The sequence below is a fragment of the Enhydrobacter aerosaccus genome (genome assembly GCF_900167455.1).
GTDB lineage: Bacteria > Pseudomonadota > Alphaproteobacteria > Reyranellales > Reyranellaceae > Reyranella > Reyranella aerosaccus.
On record NZ_FUWJ01000002.1, the window covers coordinates 427,791 to 449,540 of the forward strand.

At 65.4% G+C, this 21,750-nt stretch carries 22 protein-coding genes; 7 read left to right on the forward strand and 15 right to left on the reverse strand.

The annotated features are described in order from the left end of the window. Window positions 1-47: 47 nt before the first annotated feature. From B5D62_RS11315 to B5D62_RS11330, 4 genes are all read right to left on the reverse strand, one after another. On the reverse strand, window positions 48-1,028 hold the full coding sequence (locus B5D62_RS11315; RefSeq protein WP_139373845.1) for a TAXI family TRAP transporter solute-binding subunit: 981 nt from the start codon (window positions 1,026-1,028) through the stop codon (window positions 48-50). 33 nt (window positions 1,029-1,061) lie between these two features. Next, complete coding sequence (locus tag B5D62_RS11320; protein WP_085933975.1) at window positions 1,062-2,399, reverse strand: aspartate aminotransferase family protein; 1,338 nt, start codon at window positions 2,397-2,399, stop codon at window positions 1,062-1,064. Then, window positions 2,396-3,304 carry a MurR/RpiR family transcriptional regulator gene (locus tag B5D62_RS11325; protein WP_218191039.1) on the reverse strand — a complete coding sequence of 303 codons (909 nt, stop codon included), beginning with the start codon at window positions 3,302-3,304 and terminating at the stop codon, window positions 2,396-2,398. The genes B5D62_RS11320 and B5D62_RS11325 overlap by 4 nt, the downstream gene beginning before the upstream one ends. 83 nt (window positions 3,305-3,387) lie before the next feature. After that, window positions 3,388-4,410: an alpha/beta fold hydrolase gene (locus tag B5D62_RS11330; RefSeq protein ID WP_085933977.1), complete on the reverse strand. Its 1,023-nt coding sequence runs from the start codon at window positions 4,408-4,410 to the stop codon at window positions 3,388-3,390. Window positions 4,411-4,457: 47 nt separating this feature from the next. On the opposite strand from B5D62_RS11330, the gene B5D62_RS11335 reads away from it, so the two are divergent. Beyond that, on the forward strand, window positions 4,458-5,270 hold the full coding sequence (locus B5D62_RS11335; RefSeq protein WP_085933978.1) for an enoyl-CoA hydratase: 813 nt from the start codon (window positions 4,458-4,460) through the stop codon (window positions 5,268-5,270). 227 nt (window positions 5,271-5,497) lie between these two features. Here B5D62_RS11335 and B5D62_RS11340 read toward each other — a convergent pair whose 3' ends face one another. The 5 genes from B5D62_RS11340 to B5D62_RS11360 all read right to left on the reverse strand — a co-directional run bounded on the left by B5D62_RS11340 (window position 5,498) and on the right by B5D62_RS11360 (window position 8,872). Continuing rightward, window positions 5,498-6,142: a glutathione S-transferase family protein gene (locus B5D62_RS11340; RefSeq protein WP_085934723.1), complete on the reverse strand. Its 645-nt coding sequence runs from the start codon at window positions 6,140-6,142 to the stop codon at window positions 5,498-5,500. Between the two features lie 80 nt (window positions 6,143-6,222). Further along, window positions 6,223-7,107 carry a LysR substrate-binding domain-containing protein gene (locus B5D62_RS11345; RefSeq protein WP_085933979.1) on the reverse strand — a complete coding sequence of 295 codons (885 nt, stop codon included), beginning with the start codon at window positions 7,105-7,107 and terminating at the stop codon, window positions 6,223-6,225. A 6-nt stretch (window positions 7,108-7,113) separates the two neighbouring features. Beyond that, the gene (locus tag B5D62_RS11350) at window positions 7,114-7,917 is read right to left on the reverse strand and encodes a crotonase/enoyl-CoA hydratase family protein (RefSeq protein ID WP_085933980.1); all 804 of its coding nucleotides are present in this window, start codon (window positions 7,915-7,917) and stop codon (window positions 7,114-7,116) included. Further along, complete coding sequence (locus tag B5D62_RS11355; protein ID WP_085933981.1) at window positions 7,914-8,120, reverse strand: hypothetical protein; 207 nt, start codon at window positions 8,118-8,120, stop codon at window positions 7,914-7,916. Before B5D62_RS11355 ends, B5D62_RS11350 begins: the two co-directional genes overlap by 4 nt. Further along, window positions 8,117-8,872: a TSUP family transporter gene (locus B5D62_RS11360; protein ID WP_085933982.1), complete on the reverse strand. Its 756-nt coding sequence runs from the start codon at window positions 8,870-8,872 to the stop codon at window positions 8,117-8,119. The genes B5D62_RS11355 and B5D62_RS11360 overlap by 4 nt, the downstream gene beginning before the upstream one ends. Window positions 8,873-9,066: 194 nt before the next feature. Between B5D62_RS11360 and B5D62_RS11365 the strand changes: the two genes are divergently transcribed. Then, complete coding sequence (locus B5D62_RS11365; RefSeq protein WP_085933983.1) at window positions 9,067-10,038, forward strand: Bug family tripartite tricarboxylate transporter substrate binding protein; 972 nt, start codon at window positions 9,067-9,069, stop codon at window positions 10,036-10,038. A gap of 25 nt (window positions 10,039-10,063) precedes the next feature. On the opposite strand, the gene feoB is transcribed toward B5D62_RS11365, so the two are convergent. Then, entirely contained in the window at window positions 10,064-11,986 is a 1,923-nt protein-coding gene (gene feoB, locus B5D62_RS11370; protein ID WP_085933984.1) for a ferrous iron transport protein B, read from the reverse strand. Then, window positions 11,983-12,282, reverse strand: a complete 300-nt coding sequence (locus B5D62_RS11375; RefSeq protein WP_085933985.1) for a FeoA family protein — start codon at window positions 12,280-12,282, stop codon at window positions 11,983-11,985. Before B5D62_RS11375 ends, feoB begins: the two co-directional genes overlap by 4 nt. Window positions 12,283-12,343: 61 nt before the next feature. Between B5D62_RS11375 and B5D62_RS11380 the strand changes: the two genes are divergently transcribed. From B5D62_RS11380 to B5D62_RS11390, 3 genes are read left to right on the forward strand one after another with little or no spacing between them, the layout of a single operon-like run. Then, window positions 12,344-13,057: an alpha/beta hydrolase gene (locus tag B5D62_RS11380; RefSeq protein ID WP_085933986.1), complete on the forward strand. Its 714-nt coding sequence runs from the start codon at window positions 12,344-12,346 to the stop codon at window positions 13,055-13,057. Beyond that, on the forward strand, window positions 13,054-14,433 hold the full coding sequence (locus B5D62_RS11385) for a CoA transferase (protein WP_085933987.1): 1,380 nt from the start codon (window positions 13,054-13,056) through the stop codon (window positions 14,431-14,433). Before B5D62_RS11380 ends, B5D62_RS11385 begins: the two co-directional genes overlap by 4 nt. Window positions 14,434-14,441: 8 nt before the next feature. Beyond that, window positions 14,442-15,059 (forward strand): pyridoxamine 5'-phosphate oxidase family protein, encoded by a 618-nt coding sequence (locus tag B5D62_RS11390; protein ID WP_085934724.1) that lies wholly within the window; start codon window positions 14,442-14,444, stop codon window positions 15,057-15,059. A gap of 16 nt (window positions 15,060-15,075) precedes the next feature. Here the strand turns inward: B5D62_RS11390 and B5D62_RS11395 are convergent, their stop codons facing one another. From B5D62_RS11395 to B5D62_RS11410, 4 genes are all read right to left on the reverse strand, one after another. After that, entirely contained in the window at window positions 15,076-16,470 is a 1,395-nt protein-coding gene (locus tag B5D62_RS11395) for an alpha,alpha-trehalose-phosphate synthase (UDP-forming) (RefSeq protein WP_085933988.1), read from the reverse strand. Beyond that, window positions 16,455-18,005, reverse strand: coding sequence for a glycoside hydrolase family 15 protein (locus B5D62_RS11400; RefSeq protein WP_419188780.1), 1,551 nt, complete (start codon window positions 18,003-18,005; stop codon window positions 16,455-16,457). The genes B5D62_RS11395 and B5D62_RS11400 overlap by 16 nt, the downstream gene beginning before the upstream one ends. A gap of 248 nt (window positions 18,006-18,253) precedes the next feature. Next, complete coding sequence (gene otsB / locus B5D62_RS11405; RefSeq protein ID WP_170920893.1) at window positions 18,254-19,009, reverse strand: trehalose-phosphatase; 756 nt, start codon at window positions 19,007-19,009, stop codon at window positions 18,254-18,256. 172 nt (window positions 19,010-19,181) lie between these two features. Then, window positions 19,182-19,424, reverse strand: coding sequence for a DUF1127 domain-containing protein (locus tag B5D62_RS11410; protein WP_085933991.1), 243 nt, complete (start codon window positions 19,422-19,424; stop codon window positions 19,182-19,184). Window positions 19,425-19,594: 170 nt separating this feature from the next. Between B5D62_RS11410 and B5D62_RS11415 the strand changes: the two genes are divergently transcribed. Next, the gene (locus B5D62_RS11415) at window positions 19,595-20,743 is read left to right on the forward strand and encodes an aminotransferase class V-fold PLP-dependent enzyme (RefSeq protein WP_085933992.1); all 1,149 of its coding nucleotides are present in this window, start codon (window positions 19,595-19,597) and stop codon (window positions 20,741-20,743) included. Window positions 20,744-20,788: 45 nt separating this feature from the next. After that, on the forward strand, window positions 20,789-21,733 hold the full coding sequence (locus B5D62_RS11420; RefSeq protein WP_085933993.1) for an SMP-30/gluconolactonase/LRE family protein: 945 nt from the start codon (window positions 20,789-20,791) through the stop codon (window positions 21,731-21,733). Window positions 21,734-21,750: the final 17 nt, after the last annotated feature.

Here is a 21,750-nt window from a genome sequence, read left to right on the forward strand (position 1 = left end):
TCGCGGTCATCGACCGACCCGATCCCGCGCCGCAATTGCCCGCCGGACTACATCCAGCCCTTTTCCTTGTAGTACTTGACGGCGCCGGGATGCAGCGGTGCCGACAGGCCGTCCTTGATCATGTGCGCCGGCTCGAGATGGGCGAAAGCCGGATGCAGCTTCTTGAACTCGTCGAAGTTCTCGAACACCGCCTTCACCAGGTTGTAGACGACGTCATCCGGAACCTTGGCCGAGGTGATCAGCGTCGCGAGCACGCCGTAGGTGGTGATGGGATTCGGATTGTTCGCATACATGCCGCCCGGGATCGTGGCGTAGGCGTAATAGGGATGCTCCTTCACCAGCTCGTCGACCGCCTTGCCGGTCAACGGGATGAGCTTGGCGCTGCAGGCGGTCGTCGGATCCTGGATCGCCGCCGAGGGATGGCCGACGCCGTAGAAGAAGCCGTCGATCTTGTTGTCACAGAGCGCAGTGCCCTGCTCGTCCGCCTTGAGCTCGGCCGCCAGGGAGAAGTCGGCCTTGGTCCAGCCCATCTGCTTCAGCAGCTCCTCCATCGAGGCGAGCGTGCCGGAGCCCGGATTGCCGATGTTGAAGCGCTTGCCCTTGAAATCCTCGAACTTGGTGACGCCGATATCGGGACGCGCCAGCACGGTGAACGGTTCGGGATGGACCGAGAAGACCGCACGCAGGTCGGTGATCGGCTTGTCCTTGAATTGCCCCACGCCCTTGGCCGCGTTGTACTGGACGTCGGACTGCGCCAGACCGAATTCCTGCTCGCCGGTGCCGATGGCATTGGCGTTGAACACGGAGCCGCCCGTCGATTCGACCGAGCAGCGGATCCCGGTCTTGGCCCGCTCCTTGTTCATGAGACGGCACACCGCGCCGCCCACCGCGTAATACACGCCAGTGACGCCGCCGGTGCCGATGGTGACGAACTTCTGCTGCGCCGCCGCCGGCTCGGGCAGCGACGAAAAAGCAACCAGTGCTGCGGCGGCGAGCCCGCCGAGCGTAGTGACCTTGCTTCTGATCATTCTTGCCTCCTGTGACTTCCGTTGCTCCAATGATTACTTCCCGGTGGCGGCGATCGCCGCGTCGACCGCCTCGCCCAACCGTTCGACGACGGTGTCGATCGTCGCGGCATCGACGATGAAGGGCGGCGCCAGCAACACATGATCGCCGCGCACACCATCGACGGTGCCGCCCATCGGATAGACCATCAGGCCGCGATCCATCGCTTCCTGCTTGATGCGGACATTGAGCTTGCGGGCCGGATCGAACGGTTCCTTGGTGCCGCGATCGGCGACCAGCTCGATCGCCTGGAACAATCCGCGCCCGCGCACATCGCCGACAAAGGGGTGATTGCCGAACCGTTCGCCGAGGCGGCGCAGAAGGTGATCGCCCTGAGCCTTCACATTGGTCAGCAGGTTGTCCCGCTGGATCACGCGCTGGACGGCGAGGGCCGCCGCACAGGCCAGGGGATGCCCCATGTAGGTGTGCCCGTGCTGGAAGAAGCCCGATCCCTCGGTCAGGGTCTTCACGATCTTCTCCTGCACCATGAGGGCGCCGATCGGCGCGTAGCCACCGCCCAGCCCCTTGGCGACCACCAGCAGATCGGGCGTCACGCCTTCCTGCTCGCACGCATGCAGCGTGCCGGTGCGGCCCATGCCGCACATGACTTCGTCGAGGATCAGCAGGATGCCGTGACGATCGCAGATCTCGCGCACGCGCTTGAAATAGCCCGGCACCGCCGGCACCGCGCCCAGCGTCGCGCCCACCATCGTTTCGGCGATGAAGGCGATGACGTTGCCACCACCCAGCTCGTCGATCTTGTTCGAGAGTTCCTGCGCCAGCCGTTCACCGTAGCGCTGGGGCGTCTCGTCGATGCGGCGGCCGCGATATTCGTAGCAGGGCGAGACGTGATGCACGTTCTCGAGCAGGATCGGCGCGAACGGCTTGCGCCGCCACAGATTGCCGCCGACCGACAGCGCCCCCAAGGTATTGCCGTGATAGCCCTGCAGCCGGCCGATGAAGTGCTGGCGCTGCAACTCGCCGCGCTCGACGAAATACTGCCGTGCCAGCTTCAACGCCGCCTCGACCGCTTCCGAGCCGCCGCTGGTGAAGTAGACGTGCCCGATGCCGGCGGGAGCGTGCCGGATCATCTCGTCGGCCAGCTCTTCCGCTGCCGGCGTAGTGAAGAAGCCGGTGTGGGCATAGTCGAGCTTGTCGATCTGCGCGTGCAGCGCCGCCAGGACGTCCGGATTGGAATGGCCCAGGCAGGAGACGGCAGCGCCGCCCGACGCATCGATATATTCCTTGCCGGTGGCGTCGCGGATGGTGATGCCGCGGCCCAGGACCGCGGACGGGTAGTCACGCGTGAGCTGGCGATAGAACACATGGGTCATGACGGAACTCTCTTTCTACTGCCCTTCCTGCGGGTGACGTAGGTGTCGAAGGCGGCGAGCTGCTTCTCGCTCTCGCTCAGTGCCGACAGCGTCTCCTTGCCTCGTCGAGCGGCCACGAGGGCCGCCAGGCATTCGACCACGGCGAAGGCCGGCGTGACGGTATGGAAGAACGAGGGCGTCTCCGTGCCGACCACGACCACGCGATCGGCGATAACGGCAAGCGGAGACACGGTGCTGTCGGTGATGGCAACGACCTTCGCCCCGCGCGACTTGGCAAAACGCGCCGTCGCCACGGTTTCGCGCACATAGGGATTCAACGTCACCGCGAGCAGCACGTCGCCTCGACCGATCGTGCGCAACGTATCCCGCCCGGTCGCCCCCGGCCCGTCCACCAGCACCGACTTGGAACCGAACAACGATCGCACGTAGTGGAAGATGAAGGCGACGGCATAGGTCGAGCGCTGGCCAAGGCAGAAGACGTGATCGGCCGAGGCAATCATTTCCGCCGCCGCCGCCACGTGACGGACGGACTCCGGCGCCGACAGCATCGCCAGATGGCGATCGAGGGCGGCGAACACGTCGCGCGCCAGCGCCGCATCGCCCTCGCTGCCATGCCGGGCCAGCAGCTCCTGCGCACGCCCATGGAAGCTCTCCGGCCGCTGGCGCACCGCGTCCGCATAGAGGCGGCGAATGTCGTCATAGCCCTTCAGCCGGAAGCGCTGGGCAAGCCGTGTGAGCGTCACCGGTGCGACACCCGACCGCCGCGCCTGCTCGCGCAAGGACAGCAGCGCCACATCTGCCGGGTGATCGATCACCCAGCGCGCCGCCTCCTGAAGTTGCGGCGACAAGTCGCCGAACTGCGCCTTGAGTTCGGCGCTGAACGCCGACAACGACCAACGGGCCACGAATTCCCCAAGTTCACCCCGAACGAAACAAACGTGTCATATTCGGAAAATTGCGTCAAACGATTCAGAACATATGACGCCCGCTACGGCCAGTAATCCGGAAGATCGACGGCGAGCCAGCGTGCCAGGGCGGCATTCACGGCCGCAGGCCGCTCCTGCGCCATCCAGTGGCCGGACTTGACCACGACCTCGGTGAGATGGGCGCAGGCCCTCCGCATCGGCTCGGCCAGCCGCGAGGTCATGGTCTCGCAGGTCGTGTCGTAGGCGCCATGCAGGAACAGCACCGGCATATCGAGCCGGCCGGCCTTCGCCGCGCGCCGGGCATAGTCGCCATTGGTCTTGTGGTTCATGTACCAGGAGCCCGGCCCGAAGAAGCCGTTGCGCGTCAGCGCGGCGACATAGGCCTCCAGGTCCTGCTCGGTGATGACATCGCCATCGCGCGGCAGATCGGGCAAGGCGCCGCCACCGAACCGGCCACCCGCCTTGCGCACGAAGGCCGTCGGCGCCGGCTGGCCCACACGGGCGGGATCGCCCTTGCGGAATAGGGCCTTTACGACGTTGCGGATATTGGCCTCGAAATCGGTGCAGGCCCGGTCGAAATTCTCCTCGTAGAAAAACTGGTAGTCCCACTGGCCGGCCGGAAAGGTGTCCGCGGGATAGAGCTTGCGGTCGACGAGCGCGACCAGGTTCTGGAGCGTGAAGCCTGTAGGCAGATAGGGCACGCACAGGCTCGCGACGGCCAAGACCTTGTCGGGATGATGGCTGGCGAGATTCCAGACCACGGCACTACCCCAGTCGTGGCCGATCCAGACTGCCCTGTCGCGGCCGAGCGAGCCGAGCAGCTCGAGCATGTCCTGCACGATCAGCTCCTGCGCGAAGTCCCCGTGCCGGGTGTAGGTGCTCGAGCGGCCATAGCCGCGCATGTCGGGCGCGACGCAGCGAAAGCCGAGCGCGGCGAACGCCGGCAGCTGATGCCGCCACGACAGCGAGAGCTCGGGCCAGCCGTGGCAGAAGATCAGCAGCGGCCCCTCTTCCGCTCCGCAGGCGAGATAGCCGGTCGTGTGGCGCGGTGTCTTGACGGTGTGTTCGGTGATCGGGAATGTCATGGCCAAACGTGACTCGTCCCGGCGCAGGCCGACAACGGAGGAAATCTATGGACATCGATACCGGCACCACTGAACTGCTGTGCTCGGTGCGCGACGGCGTGGCCGTGATCACCCTCAACCGGCCGGAAGCGCGCAACGCGATGTCGGACAAGCTGACGCCGGCCCTGCGCACGCAGATCAAGGAGCGCGGCGAAGACCCGGATGTCGGCGCCATCCTGATCACCGGCGCCGGCACCGCCTTCTGCAGCGGCGGCGACGTGAAGGGCATGGGCGGCCGCGGTCCGCGCGGCCAGATGAGCTTCGAGGAGCGGCTGGCCGACCTGCGCTGGCGCCAGACCAATCTCACCGGCGCGCTGGTCGCGCTGCGCAAGCCGACCGTCGCCGCCCTGCCGGGCGCTGCGGCCGGTGCCGGCCTCGCCATCGCGCTCGCCTGCGACATCCGCATTGCCGCCCGATCGGCCTTCGTCAGCACGGGCTACGCCAAGATCGGCCTGACCGGCGACTACGGCATCGCCTGGCTGCTCACCCGCACCGTCGGCCCGGCCCGGGCGCGCGAACTGATGTTCACCGCCGAACGCGTCGATGCCGAGCGCGGCGAGCGCATCGGGCTGTTCAACCGGATCGTCGACGACGCCCGACTGCAGGACGAAGCGTTCGCCTTCGCCAAGTCGCTCGCGGACGGTCCGCGGCTCGCCTTGGCGAGCATGAAGGACAATCTCGACGAGGCGCTGCACATCGACTACCCGACCGCGCTCCATCGCGAGGCCGAACGTCTCGTCCGCGCCTCGCGCACCGCCGACCACAAGGAAGCGGTCCAGGCCTTCGTCGAAAAGCGCAAGCCGGTGTTCAAGGGCCGCTGACGGCCCACCGTCGAACGCACACGAAGGGCGGAAGACACCGACCAGGACGTGACCTGCACAATTGTCGCACGTCACTCCCGCACGCGCCGCAACCGCCTCGTTTCCATTAAATAAATGGACGAATAAAGGAAATGAGGACGGCGGGCAGACCATGGCGCGCGCATTTTACGGCCGCGCCGATCCACTCCCTATTATGGTCATCAACGCCAAGGCATCGTCCGATGCCGTCACGAATAGCAGCGCAGCCGCTTTCCCGGCAGCAGATCGTACGGTGCCTTCCAGCCCGGAAGCGTCTCCAGCCGGGCAAGCCAGGCGGCGACGGCAGGGTGACTGACCGGAAGATCGTACCCTGTCTCGTTCTTCGGGAACGACAGATATGCCATCAGCGAAAAGTCGGCGATGGTCGGATGAGCGCCGATCACGAACGGCCTCGAACCGAGATGATGATCGAGGATGCCGAGGAAATCGTCGAGACGCCGGCGGAAATAGGCCAGCACCGCCGGATCCGGCGACGGCGTGAAGGCGCGCATGTAGCGGTACGTCGCCATGTAGCCGGTGAGTTTGTGGTTGTCCCAGAACAGCCAGCGCAGGATCTCGAAACGCTCCGCTTCGCTCTCGGCACCGAAGCGGCCATAGCGCTCGGCGAGGCGCAGGAGGATCGGCGCGGTCTGGGTCAGGCGCTGAGTGCCGTCCTCCAGAACCGGGATCTCGCCCATCGGGTTGACCTTGTCCCGCCACTCCGGAGTGCGCGTGACGCCACCGCCGAAGTCGGTCCAGATCGGCTCGAACGTCTGGCCGCACAGCGTCAGCATGAGCGCAAGCTTGTAGCTGTTGCCCGATTCGGGAAAGTAGTGAAGGCGATAGGAAGTCACGGCGCTCAAGCTAAGCCGGATCGGCGCAGGGCACCATTCAGTCCTCGGACCGCCCGCTTCAGCAAAATGCAAGGCTGCCCCTAGGCAGCGACTTGCGCCTCGCCCTGCAACCACGTGCTGAAGCGCTCAAACGCCTTGCCTGATGGGCGGCCCTTGCGTCGGACGATATGGAAGCTGCGCGAAAGCATGACGCTCCCAATGTCCAGGCGGACCAGGCGGCGGCTTTCGAGATAGGGGCGCACCAGCGGATCGAGGCCTATGGCGATGCCGAGACCTGCCGCGGCCGCCTCGTAGACGAGCTGCAGATTGTCGTAGCTCCGATACGCAGCTGGCTCGAACGCACGGCCGCCCAACCTGAACCATTCCGGCCAGAAATCAGGCTGATGGGTCGAGCCGATCAGGGTGTGGCGCAGGAGGTGGTGCGGCTTGCGGATGATGCTGTGGCCTGAGCAAAAGGCAGGGCTGGCGACCGGATAGGCTTCGATGGGCAAGAAGCTCCGACCGATGAGACCCGGCCAGGGTCCGCGTCCGAGGCGAAGCGCGCAATCGATGTCCTGCCGGATTTCGAGATCGACATAGTCCGCCGATGTCTCGAGCTCGATCTCCATACCGGCCGGCCGCATTCCGTCCCGCGCCAACCTCGGGAGCAGCCAATTGGCTGCGAATGTCGGAATGACGCTGATCCGGAGAGGACGCCGCGCCGATATCCTGGCTGCTGCTGTCGCCTTCTGCAGAACCTCCCATGCCGGGCCCAGTTCGGCGAAATACCGCTCACCCGCGCTGGTCAGGGCGAGACCACGGGGCAGGCGATGAAACAGCCGAACGCCAAGCTGCTGCTCGAGAATCTGCACGCGCCGGCTCACGGCCGGAACGGTAATGCTCAAGACGAGAGCTGCGCGCGCGAGGCTTCCCTCGCGCGCTGCCGCCACGAAAGCCTCGATCGCACGCAGGGGAAGCTGGCTCATCGCGCGTCAGTCCCGGTAATTCGCCGCCCGCTTCTGCAGGTTCGACATGACGGCCTCGAGCTGGTTCGGTGAACCGATCAGCTTCTGCTGCTCGACTGACTCGGCCATCAGGCCAGTCGCCGCGTCCGACGCCACGGCGAGGTTCAGGAGCCGCTTGGCCGCCCGCACGGCATCCGGACTCTTGGCAGCGATCTCACCGGCCGCTTCCAGCGCGGCGGCGCGCGGATCGGCGACGATGCGGGTCACGAAGCCAAGCCGCTGCGCCTCCTCGCCGTTGAAGATTCGGCCGGTGTAGGTGAGCTCGCGCACGATATCCTCGCGCGCCAGATGGCGCATGAGCTGCGTGCCGGCGAGATCGGGCACCAGCCCCCACTTGATCTCCATGACCGAGAAACGCGCATCGGCGGTCGCGTAGCGCATGTCGGCGCCGAGCGCGATCTGGAAGCCGCCGCCGAAGGCGACGCCATGGACCGCGGCAATCACCGGCACCGGCAGGACGCGCCATTGCCAGGCGCATTGCTGCGGGCGATTGGCGATGCCATGAGTGCGCGTGGTAAGATCGCGAACGCCGGGCACCTTGTCGCCCTGCTCCTTCATGGCGGCGAAGCTGCCCATGTCGAGGCCGGCGCAGAAGGCCTTGCCCTCGCCCGACAGCACCACGGCGCGCAGCCCCTTCATCTCCGTCAGTCGCTGCCCGGCCTCCAGGATGGCCTCGAACATGGCGGGATCGAGCGCATTCATCTTGTCGGCCCGAACCAGCCGCACGTCGGCAACGCCATCCTTGAAGTCGATGGCAACACGGTCCTTCATTTGTCCCTCTCCGATTTCAGCCACTCGCGCAGGCGGCGTTTCACTTCATCCGGCGACAGGCGCTCCGGCGGCTTGAGCCCGCCATCTTCCTGCTTCGGCCACATCAGCACGGCGATCGCACGCTGCACATCGGCGAAGCTGCAATCGTCCGGCAACCGATCGAGCAGCTCGCGGACCTGATCCTTGACGCTCTTGTCGCTCATCGTCCCGCCATCTGCCAAACACCCTGCGCAACATAGACCGCACCGAGGGCCAGAATCACGCGGCGCGTCCAGTAATAGAACTGCTTGTCGGACAGCCGGTCGAGGAAGCTGCGCGACAACGTGGTGCCGAGGACCGCGCACCCGGCCGCGAAGGCCATGACCAGCCATTGCTCCGGATCGCCCGCGACGGAGCGGCCGACCAGCCCGCCGAAGTAGATAACCTTGGTGAGATGGCCCATCACCTGCGCCGCCGCCTTGGTCGAGACATTGACCTGCCGCGTCATGCCGGTGCGCACATAGAAGATATCGAGGATCGGCCCGGTCACGCCCGAGACGAGCTGCAGTCCGCCGCCGATCACGCCAGCAGTGAAGGCCTGCCCGCGTCTTTCGATATTGGGAGCGATGCGTTGTGGAACCGCCAGGGCGACGAAAGGCATGAGTCCGACCGCGATCAGCACGACCGGCTTGGGCGGCACGAAGGCGAACGACGAAAAGACCATCAGCGAGAAGCCGGCGCCGAGGCCGAACTGCAACACCACGCTCCAGTTGATGTGATGGCGCCACAGCCAGGAGCGCCAGCCATTGGCGGCGATCTGAATGACGCCATGGAACACCATCGCGACAGGGACCGGCAGCATCAGCAGCAGAAAGCCGATCAACAGCATGCCGCCCGCCATGCCGAAAATGCCCGAGATGAAGGAGGTGACGACGGCGATGGCTGCCAGCGCAGCGAGGACGGGGAGCGAGAACATTCTGTTGCCGACTTCGGGCAATAGCCTGTGGCAGGCGGGAAGCAAAGCCCGACGTTGCGGCCGAGGGTGCCGTTCGGGAAGGGATCACCGCTTTGTGGCTACAGTCCAGTCTCGCTGCGTGAGGCGGCGCTACTGGCCTTGGCCTCGCGCCCCGCTATGCTCTCCCCAATAACGAGACTTTGTGGGAGGGACTCATGCGCATCACAGTGGCGCTGTTCGGCTTGTTGGCCGCCTGGGCGAGCGTCGACCCCGCAGCGGCGGAATATCCCGACAAACCGATCCGACTCATGGCGCCCTACGCGCCCGGCGGGAACATCGACGTCACGGCGCGCATCGTCGCCGACAAGCTCAAGGACGTGCTGGGCGTGACGGTGCTGGTGGAGAACAAGGCAGGCGCCTCCGGCATGATCGGCAGCGACGTGATCGCCCGCTCGGCGCCCGATGGATACAATCTGCTGGTCTCGGCCAATTCGCTCGTGGCGGTGCCGGCGATCTACGGCAACGCGCCGTACGATTGGCGCACGGCATTCCAGCCGATCAGCCATATCCAGTCGGTACCAGCGGTGGTGCTCGTCAATCCGGCGTCGCCGATCAAGACCTTCGCCGATTTCATCAAGGCGGGGCGCGACACACCGGGCAAGCTTGCGCTGGCCGATTCGGGAATCGGCACCACCAACCATATCGTGATCGAGCTGATGAGCGCGGCGAGCGGCGCCAAATACACGCTGGTGCATTACAAGGGCAGCGGCGCCGCCGCGGTCGACGTGGTGGCCGGACAGGTGCCGGCACAGGTCGACCAGCTCAACAGCGCCATCGGCCACATCAAGGCCGGCAAGCTACGCGCGCTCGCCGTGACGTCCGACAAGCGCATGGCCGAGCTTCCCGACGTTCCCACCGTCAAGGAATCGGGCATTCCGGAACTGTCCGATTTCACCTACGCGACCTATACGGGCCTGTTCGGCCCGGCGAGGATGCCACCCGACGTGGTGGCCAAACTGCACGAAGCGATGGTGAAGGTTCTGACCGATCCAGTGACGGTCAAGCGCTTCGCCGATCTCACGGCCGAAGCCCGGCCCAGCACGCCCGAAGAACTTGCCGGCCGGCTCGACAAGGAAGACAAGCTGGTGGTGCCGCTCATCAGGAAGCTCGGCATCAAGGCGGAGTAGAACGTATGCTTGGGCCGGCGGCGCCTCAGCCGGCGCCGAGCGCGCTCGCGACCTGGAAGACCGCAAACGCCGCCGCATAGGCCAGCGCCAGCATGTAGAAGAAGGTGACGGCCATCCATTTCCAGCTGCCGGTCTCGCGCCGGATCACGGCCAGGGTCGAGGCGCACTGCGGCGCGAAGATGTACCAAGCCAGGAAGGCCAGCGCCGTCGCGAGACTCCATTGGCCGCTCAGCACCTGACCGATCTTGTCGGCGGCGCTCTCGCCGCCGTCGATCGAGTAGATCGTGCCCAACGCGCCGACGGCAACCTCGCGCGCCGCCATGCCGGGAACGAGGGCGACGTTGATCTGCCAGTTGAAACCCAGCGGATGGGTCAGCGGTGCGATGGCATTGCCGATCATGGCGGCCAGGCTGTAGTTGATGGCAGGCCCGGTCGCGCCGTCCGGCGGCTGCGGAAACGAGGCCAGCACCCAGATCAGGATCATCATCGACAGGATCGTGGTGCCGGCGCGCTTGAGGAAGGCCAGCGCCCGGGCCCAGACGCCCAGCAGCAGGCTCTTGAGCTGCGGTATCTTGTAATCCGGCAGCTCCAGCATGAAGGGCTCGCCGGCATTGGTGCGCCAGAACAGCCGCTTGGCGATGAACGACACGACCAGCGCGCCAACGATGCCGACGGCATAGAGACCGAACATCACCAGCCCCTGCAAGCCGACAACGCCCCAGACCTGGCGATCGGGAATGAAGGCCGAGATGATCAGGGTATAGACGGGGATGCGCGCCGAGCAGGTCATGAGTGGCGCCACCAGGATCGTGGTCAGCCGATCGCGCCGATCGTCGATCACCCGCGTCGCCATGATGCCGGGAATGGCGCAGGCGAAGGAGGACAGCAAAGGGATGAAGGCACGGCCATGGAGGCCGGCGCCGCCCATGATCTTGTCCATCAGGAACGCGGCTCGGGCCATGTAGCCCAGGTCCTCGAGCAGCAGGATGAAGAAGAACAGAATCGTGATCTGCGGCAGGAACACGATCACACTGCCGACGCCGGCGATGACGCCATCCTTGAGGAAGCTGCGCAGGATCTCGGGTAGCGGCGCTTCGCCCACCAGGGCGCCGAACCAGGTGAAGCCATCGGAGATGGCATCCATCAGCGGTCGCGCCCAGGCGAAGACCGCCTGGAACATCACGAACAGAATGGCGAGCAGGATCACCAATCCCGCCACCGGATGAAGCAGCAGCGCATCGGCCTTGGCCGTGCCCGGATCGAGACGGCCTTCGCTGCGCACCGCCAGCCGCAACAGGCGATCCGCTTCACGTTGACCGCTGCGCAACTCGGAGGCGTTCGGGGCGTGCCAGTCGGACACGCCAGCCTGGAGCCTCCGGTCGAGGGCACGATCGAGTTCGGCCAGCAGCCCGTCGGTGCCCCCGCGACGGACGGCAACCGAACTCACAACGGGGATGCCCAGCGCCGCCGACAGCCGATCGATATCGATCTCGATGCCGCGCTTGCGCGCGATGTCCATCATGTTGAGCGACAGCAGCAACGGCCGTCCCACATGCTTGAGCTCGAGCACCAATCGCAGCGCCAGGCGCAGATTGGAAGCATCGGCGACGCAGACGATGAGATCCGGCACCGCCTCGGTGGCGAGACGGCCCAGCACCGCGTCACGGGTGATTTCCTCGTCGGGCGAGCGGGCGCGCAGCGAATAGGTTCCCGGCAGATCGACGACCTTGATGGCGCGACCCGCCGGAGTCGTGAACTGACCGGTCTTCTTTTCGACGGTGACGCCGGGATAATTGGCGACCTTCTGCCGGCTGCCCGTCAGGGCATTGAACAAGGCGGTCTTGCCGCAGTTGGGATTGCCGACCAGAGCAACGATGGCGGCAGCCGCGGTGGACTCTGGCGCCTGCTCCGCCCGAGGCAGCGGGGCGACGGAGATGTCTCCGTTCATGACGGCGTCTTCATCGGGGCCACCGAAACCGCCATTGCTTCGCGCCGCCGCAGCGCGATCGTCGTGCCGGCGACGCGCACGGCAATCGGATCGCCGCCGAAAAGGCCCTGATGCAACAGCTCGACGGTCGCTCCCTCGACAAAGCCGAGTTCGATCAGCCGCCGCTCCAGTTCGGGACCCGGCAGTCCGGCACCGTCCGCAGAATGCATATCGAGTGCAACAATACGGCCGCGAAATCCCACCCGTGCTTCCCCCAAAGGAAGTGTGCGATGGCTTATGATGGTCTGGTCAGGCATTGAGATTGCTTCCTAATAGCATCGGAGCGTCAATGCCGCCAGTGCGGGAAGGAAAAAACATATGACGTCTGTGGTTTTGGCGCACGGCGCCTGGTCGGCCGCCTGGGCCTGGAAAAAGATGCGGCCGCTGCTCCAGGCGGCGGGACACGAGTTCTTTTCGCCGACCTACACCGGGCTTGGCCACCGCGCCCACCTGCTGGCGCCGACCATCGATTTGTCGACCCACGTCCAGGATGTCGTATCCCTGCTCGAATTCGAGGACCTGACGGACGTCACGCTTCTCGGCCATTCCTATGGCGGGATGGTCGCCACCGGCGTTGCCGATCGTGCGCGGAGCCGGATCGGCCGCATCGTCTATATCGACGCCTTCGCACCCAGGGATGGGCAGAGCCTGTTCGATCTCGTTGGCCCCAAGGCCGAGGGAAATATGCGCGCGGGCGCAGCGAAGGACGGCGAAGGCTGGAAATTGCCGGTCAACCCGATGCCACCGGATACCTCTCCCGAGGACAAGGCGTGGGCGAGCCCGCGGCGACGACCGCAACCGATCCGGACTTTCGAGGAAAGGATCAGGTTGGAATCGAAGGAGTCGCCGCCGCCACGCCATTACATCTACGCCCGGAAAAACGGCCCGGGCGACGTGTTCCGCCAGTTCGCGGAGCGCGCCAAGACCGAGCCCGGTTGGAGCTACTATGAAATCGATGCCAGCCACAATCCGCACATAACTTGCCCGAATGTGCTGATGGACTTGTTGACCCAGATCATGGCCGGCAAATGAACGCAACTCTCAGTCACGACATCCTGGCCTTGCTGGGCCGGCCGGCGCGGAGCGATGACAATCTGCTTGTGAGCGGCAGCAGCGATCCGGTCTTCCGCACCCCCTGGCGGATCGCCGAAGCGGGCGCATCGGCCCTGGGGGCCGTGGGCCTTGCGTTGTCCGATCTGTGGCGTCTGCGGACCGGCAGAGGCCAGGCAGTGACCGTGGACCGGCACGCCGCCGCGGCGTCGCTACGATCCAATACCTATGTCCTGCGCAACGGCGAGCGACCGGTCTCCTGGGATCCGCTGACCGGTCATTATCCGACCCGGGACGGCCGCCACATGTTCCTCCACACCAACCATCCGCATCATCGGGCCGGTGCCCTGCGGATCGCCGGCGCCGCGGCAGACACAAAGGAGGCACTGGCGGCGGCGGTCGCCAAATGGGATGGCCTTGCGATCGAAGAGGCCATCGCTGCCGGCGGTTGCGTTGGCGGCCTCACTCGCAGCCGCGACGAATGGAATGCGCATCCGCATGGCCAGGCCGTCTCCCAGCTACCCCTGATCGACATCGTTCCGATTGGAGACGCGCCACCGCGGCCGCTGCCTGAAGGCGATCGTCCGCTGTCCGGTGTGCGGGTCCTCGACCTGACCCGGGTCCTGGCCGGACCGACCAGTGGTCGCGTGCTGGCCGAGAACGGGGCCGACGTGCTGCATGTCGTGGCACCGCACCTGCCCTACCAAACCGAACTGCTGATGGACACCGGCCACGGCAAGCGCTGCACGTGGATCGATCTGCGCGAACCGGCCGGCGTGGAAACCCTGAAGGGCTTGATTCAGGATGCCGATGTCTTCACCCAGGGCTATCGGCCCGGTACGGTTGCCGGCCGCGGCTTCTCGCCCGAGCAGGTGGCGTCGCTTCGGCCCGGCATCGTCTATGTCAGCATCTGCGCCTACGGCCACGAGGGCCCATGGGCCGCGCGACGCGGATTCGATTCGATCGTCCAGAACGTGACCGGGCTCGCCGCAACACAAGGCTCGCTCGTGAAGCCCCGCAACCTGCCGGTCCAGGCGCTCGACTACATCGCAGGCTATCTCGGCGCGCTGGGCGCCATGATCGGTCTGGCGCGCCGCGTCGAACAGGGCGGATCGTGGCACGTGCGCGTTTCCCTGGTCCAGGTGGCGCATTGGCTGGCGAGTCTCGGAACCGTCGATCCTGCCGACGGCCTTGCCGAGCTTCCCGACAACGAGCTGGCGCCGCTCTTCATGGAGAGCGACGGGCCGCTCGGTCATATCCGCCATCTCAAACCGGTCATACAGCTGAGCGAGACTCCGTCCTTCTTCGCCAAGCCAGCCGAACCGCTCGGCACGTCGGCGGCGCGATGGGCCGCCTGAGGAGCACCATGTCCGACCACATCGTAAACTCCGTCGCTGAGCTCGAAGCGCTCTATGGGCAGCCGAACGAGGCTTCCACCGTCAAGGAGATCGACTACATCACGCCGCATTATCGCGCCTATATCGAAGCATCGCCGTTCGCGGCACTGGCCACGGCCGGACCGGAAGGCCTCGATTGCTCGCCGCGCGGCGACAAGCCCGGGTTCGTGCGCATCCACGACGAGCGAACCCTGATGCTGCCGGATCGACGCGGCAACAATCGCATCGATTCGCTGCGCAACATCGTACGCGACCCGCGCGTCGCGCTGCTCTTCATGATTCCCGGCGTCGGCAACACGCTGCGCGTCAACGGACGCGCGCATATCAGCATCGAGCCGTCCCTGCTGGCGTCGTTCGCGATCGAGGACAAGGCGCCCCGTTCGGTGACGGTGATGACGGTGGAGCGGATCTACTTCCAATGCGCCCGGGCGCTGGTGCGATCGGAGCTGTGGGATCCGGCCCGCCACGTCGATCCGCGAAGCCTGCCGACGGCCGGCCAGATCCTGGCCGCTCTCAGCCGCGATCGCGTGGGCGGCGAAGCCTATGACCGCGACTGGCCGGAGCGAGCCGCCAAGACGATGTGGTGACGATAGGTGGTCGCGCTCAGGCGGCGACCCGCGGAATCGACTGCGCCTTGATCGACAGCAGGGCGTCCATGAAGCGGGCGCAATAGGCCTGCGCGGTGGTGCGAAAGACCTTTTCCTTCAGGGCCTGATGGCGTTCCTTACGTTCCGGTGCCGGCATGATCAGGGCGTGGTGCATGGCGTCGGCGATGGCATCGGGGTCGAACGGATTGATGATCAACGCTTCCGTCAACTCCTGGGCCGCACCAGCGAATTGCGACAGCACCAGCACGCCGGGATCCTCATCGGACTGGGCGGCAACGAATTCCTTGGCGACCAGATTCATGCCATCACGCAGCGGCGTCACCAGGCCGATACGGCCGATCCGATAGAGACCGGCAAGGGTACTGCGCGGCGCGGCGCGAGCGCTGTAGCGCAGCGGCGTCCAGTCGAACTCCGAGAAGCGGCCATTGATGCGGCCGGTCAGACGATCGAGCTCGATGCGCAGCTTGCGGTACTCGTCGACCTCCTCACGCGACCGCGGACAGATCTGGAGAAAGTGGACCTGTCGGCGATGCTCCGGATGGCGCTCGAACAGGCGGCCATAAGCTTCGAAGCGCTGCGGCAGGCCCTTGGAATAGTCCATGCGGTCGACGCCGATGGCCAGAGCGCGGCCGGCGAGGCTGCCAGCGACACGCTTCACCAGGCTGTCGTTCTCCGCCCGCTGCGCTTCCTGATGGAAGCCCTCGGCATCGATGCCGATCGGATCCGCAAAAGCTCGCATGCTGCGCCCGTTGAGCCGGACCCATTCGCCCCTCACCGTGGCGCCCAGCAGCCGTTGGGCACAGTCGCGGAAATCGCGCGCATGCTCCTCCGTCTGGAAGCCCACGAGATCGTAGGCGCAAAGATCGGCCACGAGCTCGCGCCCGACCGGCAAGGCTTCGAGCATCGACGGCGGCACAAAGGGCACGTGCAGGAAGAAGCCGAGCGGACCGCGGAAGCCCTGCTGACGCAGCATGCGCGCGAACGGAACCAAGTGGTAATCGTGCGCCCAGACGGTATCGTCCGGCTGCAGCATCGTTCTCAACGATTCGGCGAAGAGGCGATTGACGGAAAGATAGTCGTCGTAATCCTCTTGCCGGTATTGCATCAGGCCAAGCCGGAAGTGCAGCAACGGCCACAGCGTGCCGTTGGCGAAGCCGACATAGAAGCCGCGATAGGTCTCCGCCTTCAGATCGATGGTCGCGTAGGTGACGCCACGCGCCTCGACGATCGCCGGCTGCAGGGAGGGGTCCGCCGACAGCCGTCCGCTCCAGCCGAACCACACGGTTCCCGGCGTCAGAAGATCGCGCAACGCTACCGTCAGACCACCCGCAGAGGCGCCGCGCGACTTCGGGATCGGGACGCGGTTGGAGACGATTATGACGCGTGCCATAGGCCCTCCTCCCAGCTTCGGGACAGCCGCATGGCAGAGAGGATCAGCCCCACCTGCGAGTAGGTTTGCGGAAAATTCCCCCACAGCTCGCCGGTCCGCGGATCGAGATCCTCCGACAGCAGGCCGACATGATTGCGCTGACCCAGGACGTTGTTGAAGAGCTCAAGCGCTTCCTCGCGCCGACCGACACTTGCGAGGGCATCGATGTACCAGAAGGTACACAGCAAGAACGCATTCGACGGTTTGCCGAAGTCATCGGCCTCGACGTAGCGCATGACGAAGCCGTTCTTCATCAACCGCTTCGCCACCATGTCGAGCGTCCCGTGAAAGCGCGGGTCGTCGGAGCGTAACAATCCGATTTCGGGAAGGACCAGACTGGAAGCGTCGGACATCTCGCGATCGAGAACGCCAGAGAGCCAGCCGTCCGGCGTGGTGGCGCGCTGCAGCACTTCCTGGCGCAGCACGCCCGCCTTGGCGAGCCATTCGCGCGACTCCGAATCCACCCCGACCCGGCGGGCGATCATGCCAAGCCTGTGCTGCGCGGCCCAGCACATGGCCGCTGAAAACGTGTGGACCTCTTCGCGCTCACGGTACTCCCAAAGTCCGGCATCGCACGTCAACGCAGCGCGGTGGGCTTCGTTCCCCACCACACACAGCTGACGGTAGAGTTCCAGATCGCCATACCGCGGCAGGCGTTCGTCCCAGAACATCTGAGCCGCAGTCAGGACCATGGAGCCGTAAGTATCGTTCTGGCGCTGCCCGACCGCCGCGTTGCCGATGCGGACCGGGCCGTAACCGCGGTATCCCGGCAAGGTTTCGACGATGCGCTCGGCGGTGTCGGTGCCCGGCGCGATCGGGAACAAGGGTGGGATCTGATCGGCTTCGCCGCGCGAACTGCCGGCCTCGACGATGTCGACGATGAAGCGCACGAACCGCTCCATCGTTCGTGTAGCCGACAATCGATTCAAGGCCGTCACTGTAAAAAAAGAGTCACGCAGCCACGAAAAACGATAGTCCCAGTTCCGTGGCGTGGCGGCGGCTTCCGGAACGGACGTCGTCAGCGCCGCCAATACGGCGCCCGTATCCTCGAAGCTGCAGAGTTTCAAGGTGATGGCGGCACGGATGACAGCCGCCTGCCAATCGAACGGAATGTTCAGATCTCGAACCCAGGTGTGCCAGTACGACTCGGTCTCGGCGAGAAAGGTGCGATAGAGCGAATCGGGGCTTTCGGGAATGCTTTCGTCCGCGGCCAGAATCAGCGTCAGCGGGCGGTCGAGGGCGAATTCCGTCTCGTGCAGGATATAGGTGACCGCCGCGTCGGTCGTGAGCCGCATCACCGCCGCTTCACTGAAGAAGCGGACATGGTTGCTGCCGCTGGTCAGCTGCGGCCTGTGGGCTCCGTAGGAGAAGGTCGGCCGAATACGAATGGCGATTCGCGGCCGCCCCGCTACCGGCTCCAGCCGACGCACGAGCATGGGCGGACGGAACATGCGTCCGAAACGGCGAAAGCGCGGCGCGAAATCGACGATGCGCACCGTCCCGCTTGTTCCCTCGATCGTCGTCTCGAGAATGGCGGTATTGGGAAGGTAGCGCTGCCGACCCGGCTCGCGAGCACCGGCGACGGCCGCTTCCATGAAACCGCCCTGCGGGTTCACCCCGCCGAGCAGGGCGTTGAACACCGGATCGCCGTCCAATCGTCCCAGCCCGTGCCAGACATGGCGTCCGTTGCGGTCAATCAGACTGGCGATGGCGCAGTTTCCGACCACGCCGAGATCGAGCGTGCTCATGGCGTCACCCCCGTCGGAATGGATGACGCGGACCGGCCATCGAGCCGCTGCGCTCCCTCCATCAACCAGGCCCGCACATTGGCCGGATCGCCGCCGAACACTTCGGCGACACGCAATCCGATTCCCCCGAGTTCGCGCGCCTTTCTCATGCCGGCCTCGTCGGTGAAGTCGTCGCCGATAAAGATCGGGCGCCGTCCGTGGAAGGGCGCATGCGCCATCAGCCGCTCGACCGCATGTCCCTTGGACGCGGAGCGCAGGCCGATCTCGACGGCCTCGCGCGCCGGAACGAGATGAAACCAAGGGTGCTCGGGCGGCACGAGCTGGCGGACCAGTCGCCAGACCTCGTTGCCGTATTCCGGGGCCAGCCTGTAATGCACCGCGAAGCCATGCGGCTTGGGCTCGACCAGGACACCTGGCCAGCGTTGGACCGCCGCCTCCAGTTCCTCCCGCCACGCCGAGGGCACGGCAATCCCCGCCGGCAGCTCCTCGCGCGTCCCGTCCGCATAGCGGAGCGATACGCCATGTTCACCCGCCGCGCTGGCGCTGAAAGGGCGAAGAAGCTCGTCGGTCTGCGCCAAAGGCCGACCTGTTACGATGGCGACAGCGCCCTCGAGCTGATGATGGAGATGCGCAAGAAGCGACGGCAAGCCGGGCGGCACGACGACCTGCTCCGGCGTAGCGGCGATTTCCAGCAGTGTCCCATCCAGATCGAGGAAGAGCGCCGATTTCCGGTCGAGTTCCGGCGGTGTCATCCCAAGTGTCCCTTCGCCGCTTGAAAGCATTGCCAAAGCGCGACGGGTACTCGAACGGAATACGCCGCCGGCGGCCGCTACGGGAGACGACCGCGCCTGCGCGCGATCTTAACGCACGACACCGACAATCGTTCCGCGAAAATACCTTGAGATGGACGCGAAGATGCTGCGATTAGCGCAAGGGGCCCAGGCTCCGCCAGAATGGTTTGCCGGACTCGAACGCGGCGGCAGCAGGCGAGATGCCCAGTTCCCGGAGGCTACGCGCATCCAGGCGCGCGAGGCAATGGCGGGTACGCATCCGCTCTCTCCAAACGGCCAGTGTAAGTGCCATCCGCTGGCGCAGGCTCTGCCGATGCTCGACCTCGGTCATGAACAGGTTCTGCGCGGAAAGCGGGTGACGCGATTGGAAACTCATCTCTCCCTCCTTCGGCTGGACAATCAAAGCTGACGCCAAGATGGTTTCGCACCCGCGAAGGCTCAATGATGCAGCAGGTAATCAAGGACGAGAGGTCCTCATGTGGCGCTGCGGAAAATTGAGGCAATGCCGTGCTAGTTTCCCCTCATCCAGAGTGAAGGAGTCGATGGATGCTGCCTTGCCAGCGTGAGTTGTTCGACATGCCGCGTGACGTGTGCTTCTTCAATGCCGCTTCCTGGAGCCCACTGCCGCGCGCCGTGCAGGAGGCGGGGCGGGCCGCGATCGGGCGCAAGGGCCAGCCGTGGAAATTGGCGCCGGACTTCCAGGGCGCTCAGTACGAACGAGCCCGCAAAGCCGCAGCCGCACTGATCGGCGCCGACGCTGACGACATTGCCTTGATCCCGTCGGTCGGCTACGGCGTGTCGACCGCAGGCAAGGTGCTGGCCATCGCGCCTGGCAGTCGCGTGATCGTGCTCGAGAACGACCACACTTCGCCGGTTCTGGAATGGGTCAGTCGTGCCATCGCCGGTGACTTCACCGTCGAGACCGTCGCGCAGCCAGGCGACGGCGATTGGACAACGGCCGTGCTCGAGGCCATCGAGCGAAAGGGAGCGGCACCGTTGGCGCTGGCCTCCCTATCGTCGGTCCACTGGTCGGACGGCGGCGCTCTCGATGTGGCCCGCATCGGCGCGGCCTTGAAGAGACAAGGTGCCGCCTTCCTGATCGATGCCACGCACGATGTCGGCGTCCGGCACATTGATGTAAAGGCCTTGGATCCCGACTTCCTGATCTTTCCGACATACAAGTGGGTGCTCGGGCCTTACGGTCGCGCCTTCATGTATGTCGCCAAGCGCCGGCAGCAAGGCGTGCCGCTCGAGCAAACGGCGGCCGCGCGCAAGGCGGTCTCTGCCGAGGACACGGTCTATTTCCGCGATCTCGCCTATCGCAACGATGCGCGCCGCTTCGACATGGGCGAGCGCGATCACTTCGTTTCCCTCGAGATGGCAGCCATCGGCATGGAGATGATGGCCGCTTGGGGCAACGACGCCATCGTCAAACGGCTGTCGATGCTGACGGGCCTGCTCGCGGACGGCCTGGGCAATCTCGATGTGCGCGTGCCGGACACCAGGCTGCGGGCGCCGCATATCCTGAGCGTCGCCTTCCCCAAGGGCATGCCGGAGCATCTCCCCGAGAAGCTCGCGGCCCGGAACGTTCATGCCGCGCCACGGCTCGGCCGCCTGCGCATCAGCCCGCATGTCTACAACGACGAGGAAGATGTCGAACGCTTCGTCGATGTATTCCGCAGCGTCGCGGGCTAGACTGCGTGATCGAAAAGAAGAACGAAGCAAGGGCAGGAAACCAGGATGTGGCAACCCAACGAACGCTACCCCGATCCGGCGGTGCGCGTACTCGATCCGTCCTTCAACAAGTATCGACTGATGCTGGCCTCGGTGGAACGTCTCTATACCGGCTGCCGGTGGTCGGAAGGACCGGTCTATTTCGGCGATGGCCGCTACCTTCTCTGGAGCGACATCCCCAACAATCGCATCCTGCGCTGGGATGAGGAGACCGGTGTGGTTTCGGTATTCCGAAAGCCCTCCAACAACGCCAATGGCCATACGCGCGATCGGCAAGGACGATTGGTCGGCTGCGAGCACGACACGCGACGCGTGGTGCGGACCGAGTACGATGGCTCCATCACGGTGCTGGCCGACTCCTACAATGGCAGGAAACTCAACTCGCCCAACGACGTGATCGTGAAGTCCGACCACACGATCTGGTTCACCGATCCGGAGTTCGGCATCCTCGGCTACTACGAAGGCCACAAGGACGAGAGCGAGAACAAGCCGGCCGTCTATCGACTCGATCCGCGAACCGGCAAGCTCACGATGATGGTCGACACCATCCCGGGGCCGAATGGGCTCGCTTTCTCACCCGACGAGAAGAAGCTGTATGTCGTGGCGTCGCGCGCGGAGCCGCATCGTCAGATCATCGCCTACGATCTGCTCGACGACGGCACCAAGCTCGGCAAGGGCACCGTGCTGATCGATGCCGGACCAGGCGGCTCACCGGACGGCTTCCGCGTCGATATCGATGGCAACCTCTGGTGTGGCTGGGGCATGGGAAGCGCCGATCTCGACGGCGTTCGGGTGTTCAATCCGCAGGGCAAGCCGATCGGCCATATCGATTTGCCCGAGCGCTGCGCCAATGTCTGTTTCGGCGGACGCTATCGCAATCGTCTGTTCATGGCAGCAAGCCACTCTCTCTATGCCCTTTACGTGAACACCCAGGGTGTCGCCGGCGGCTGACAGACCAAGGGGCAAGG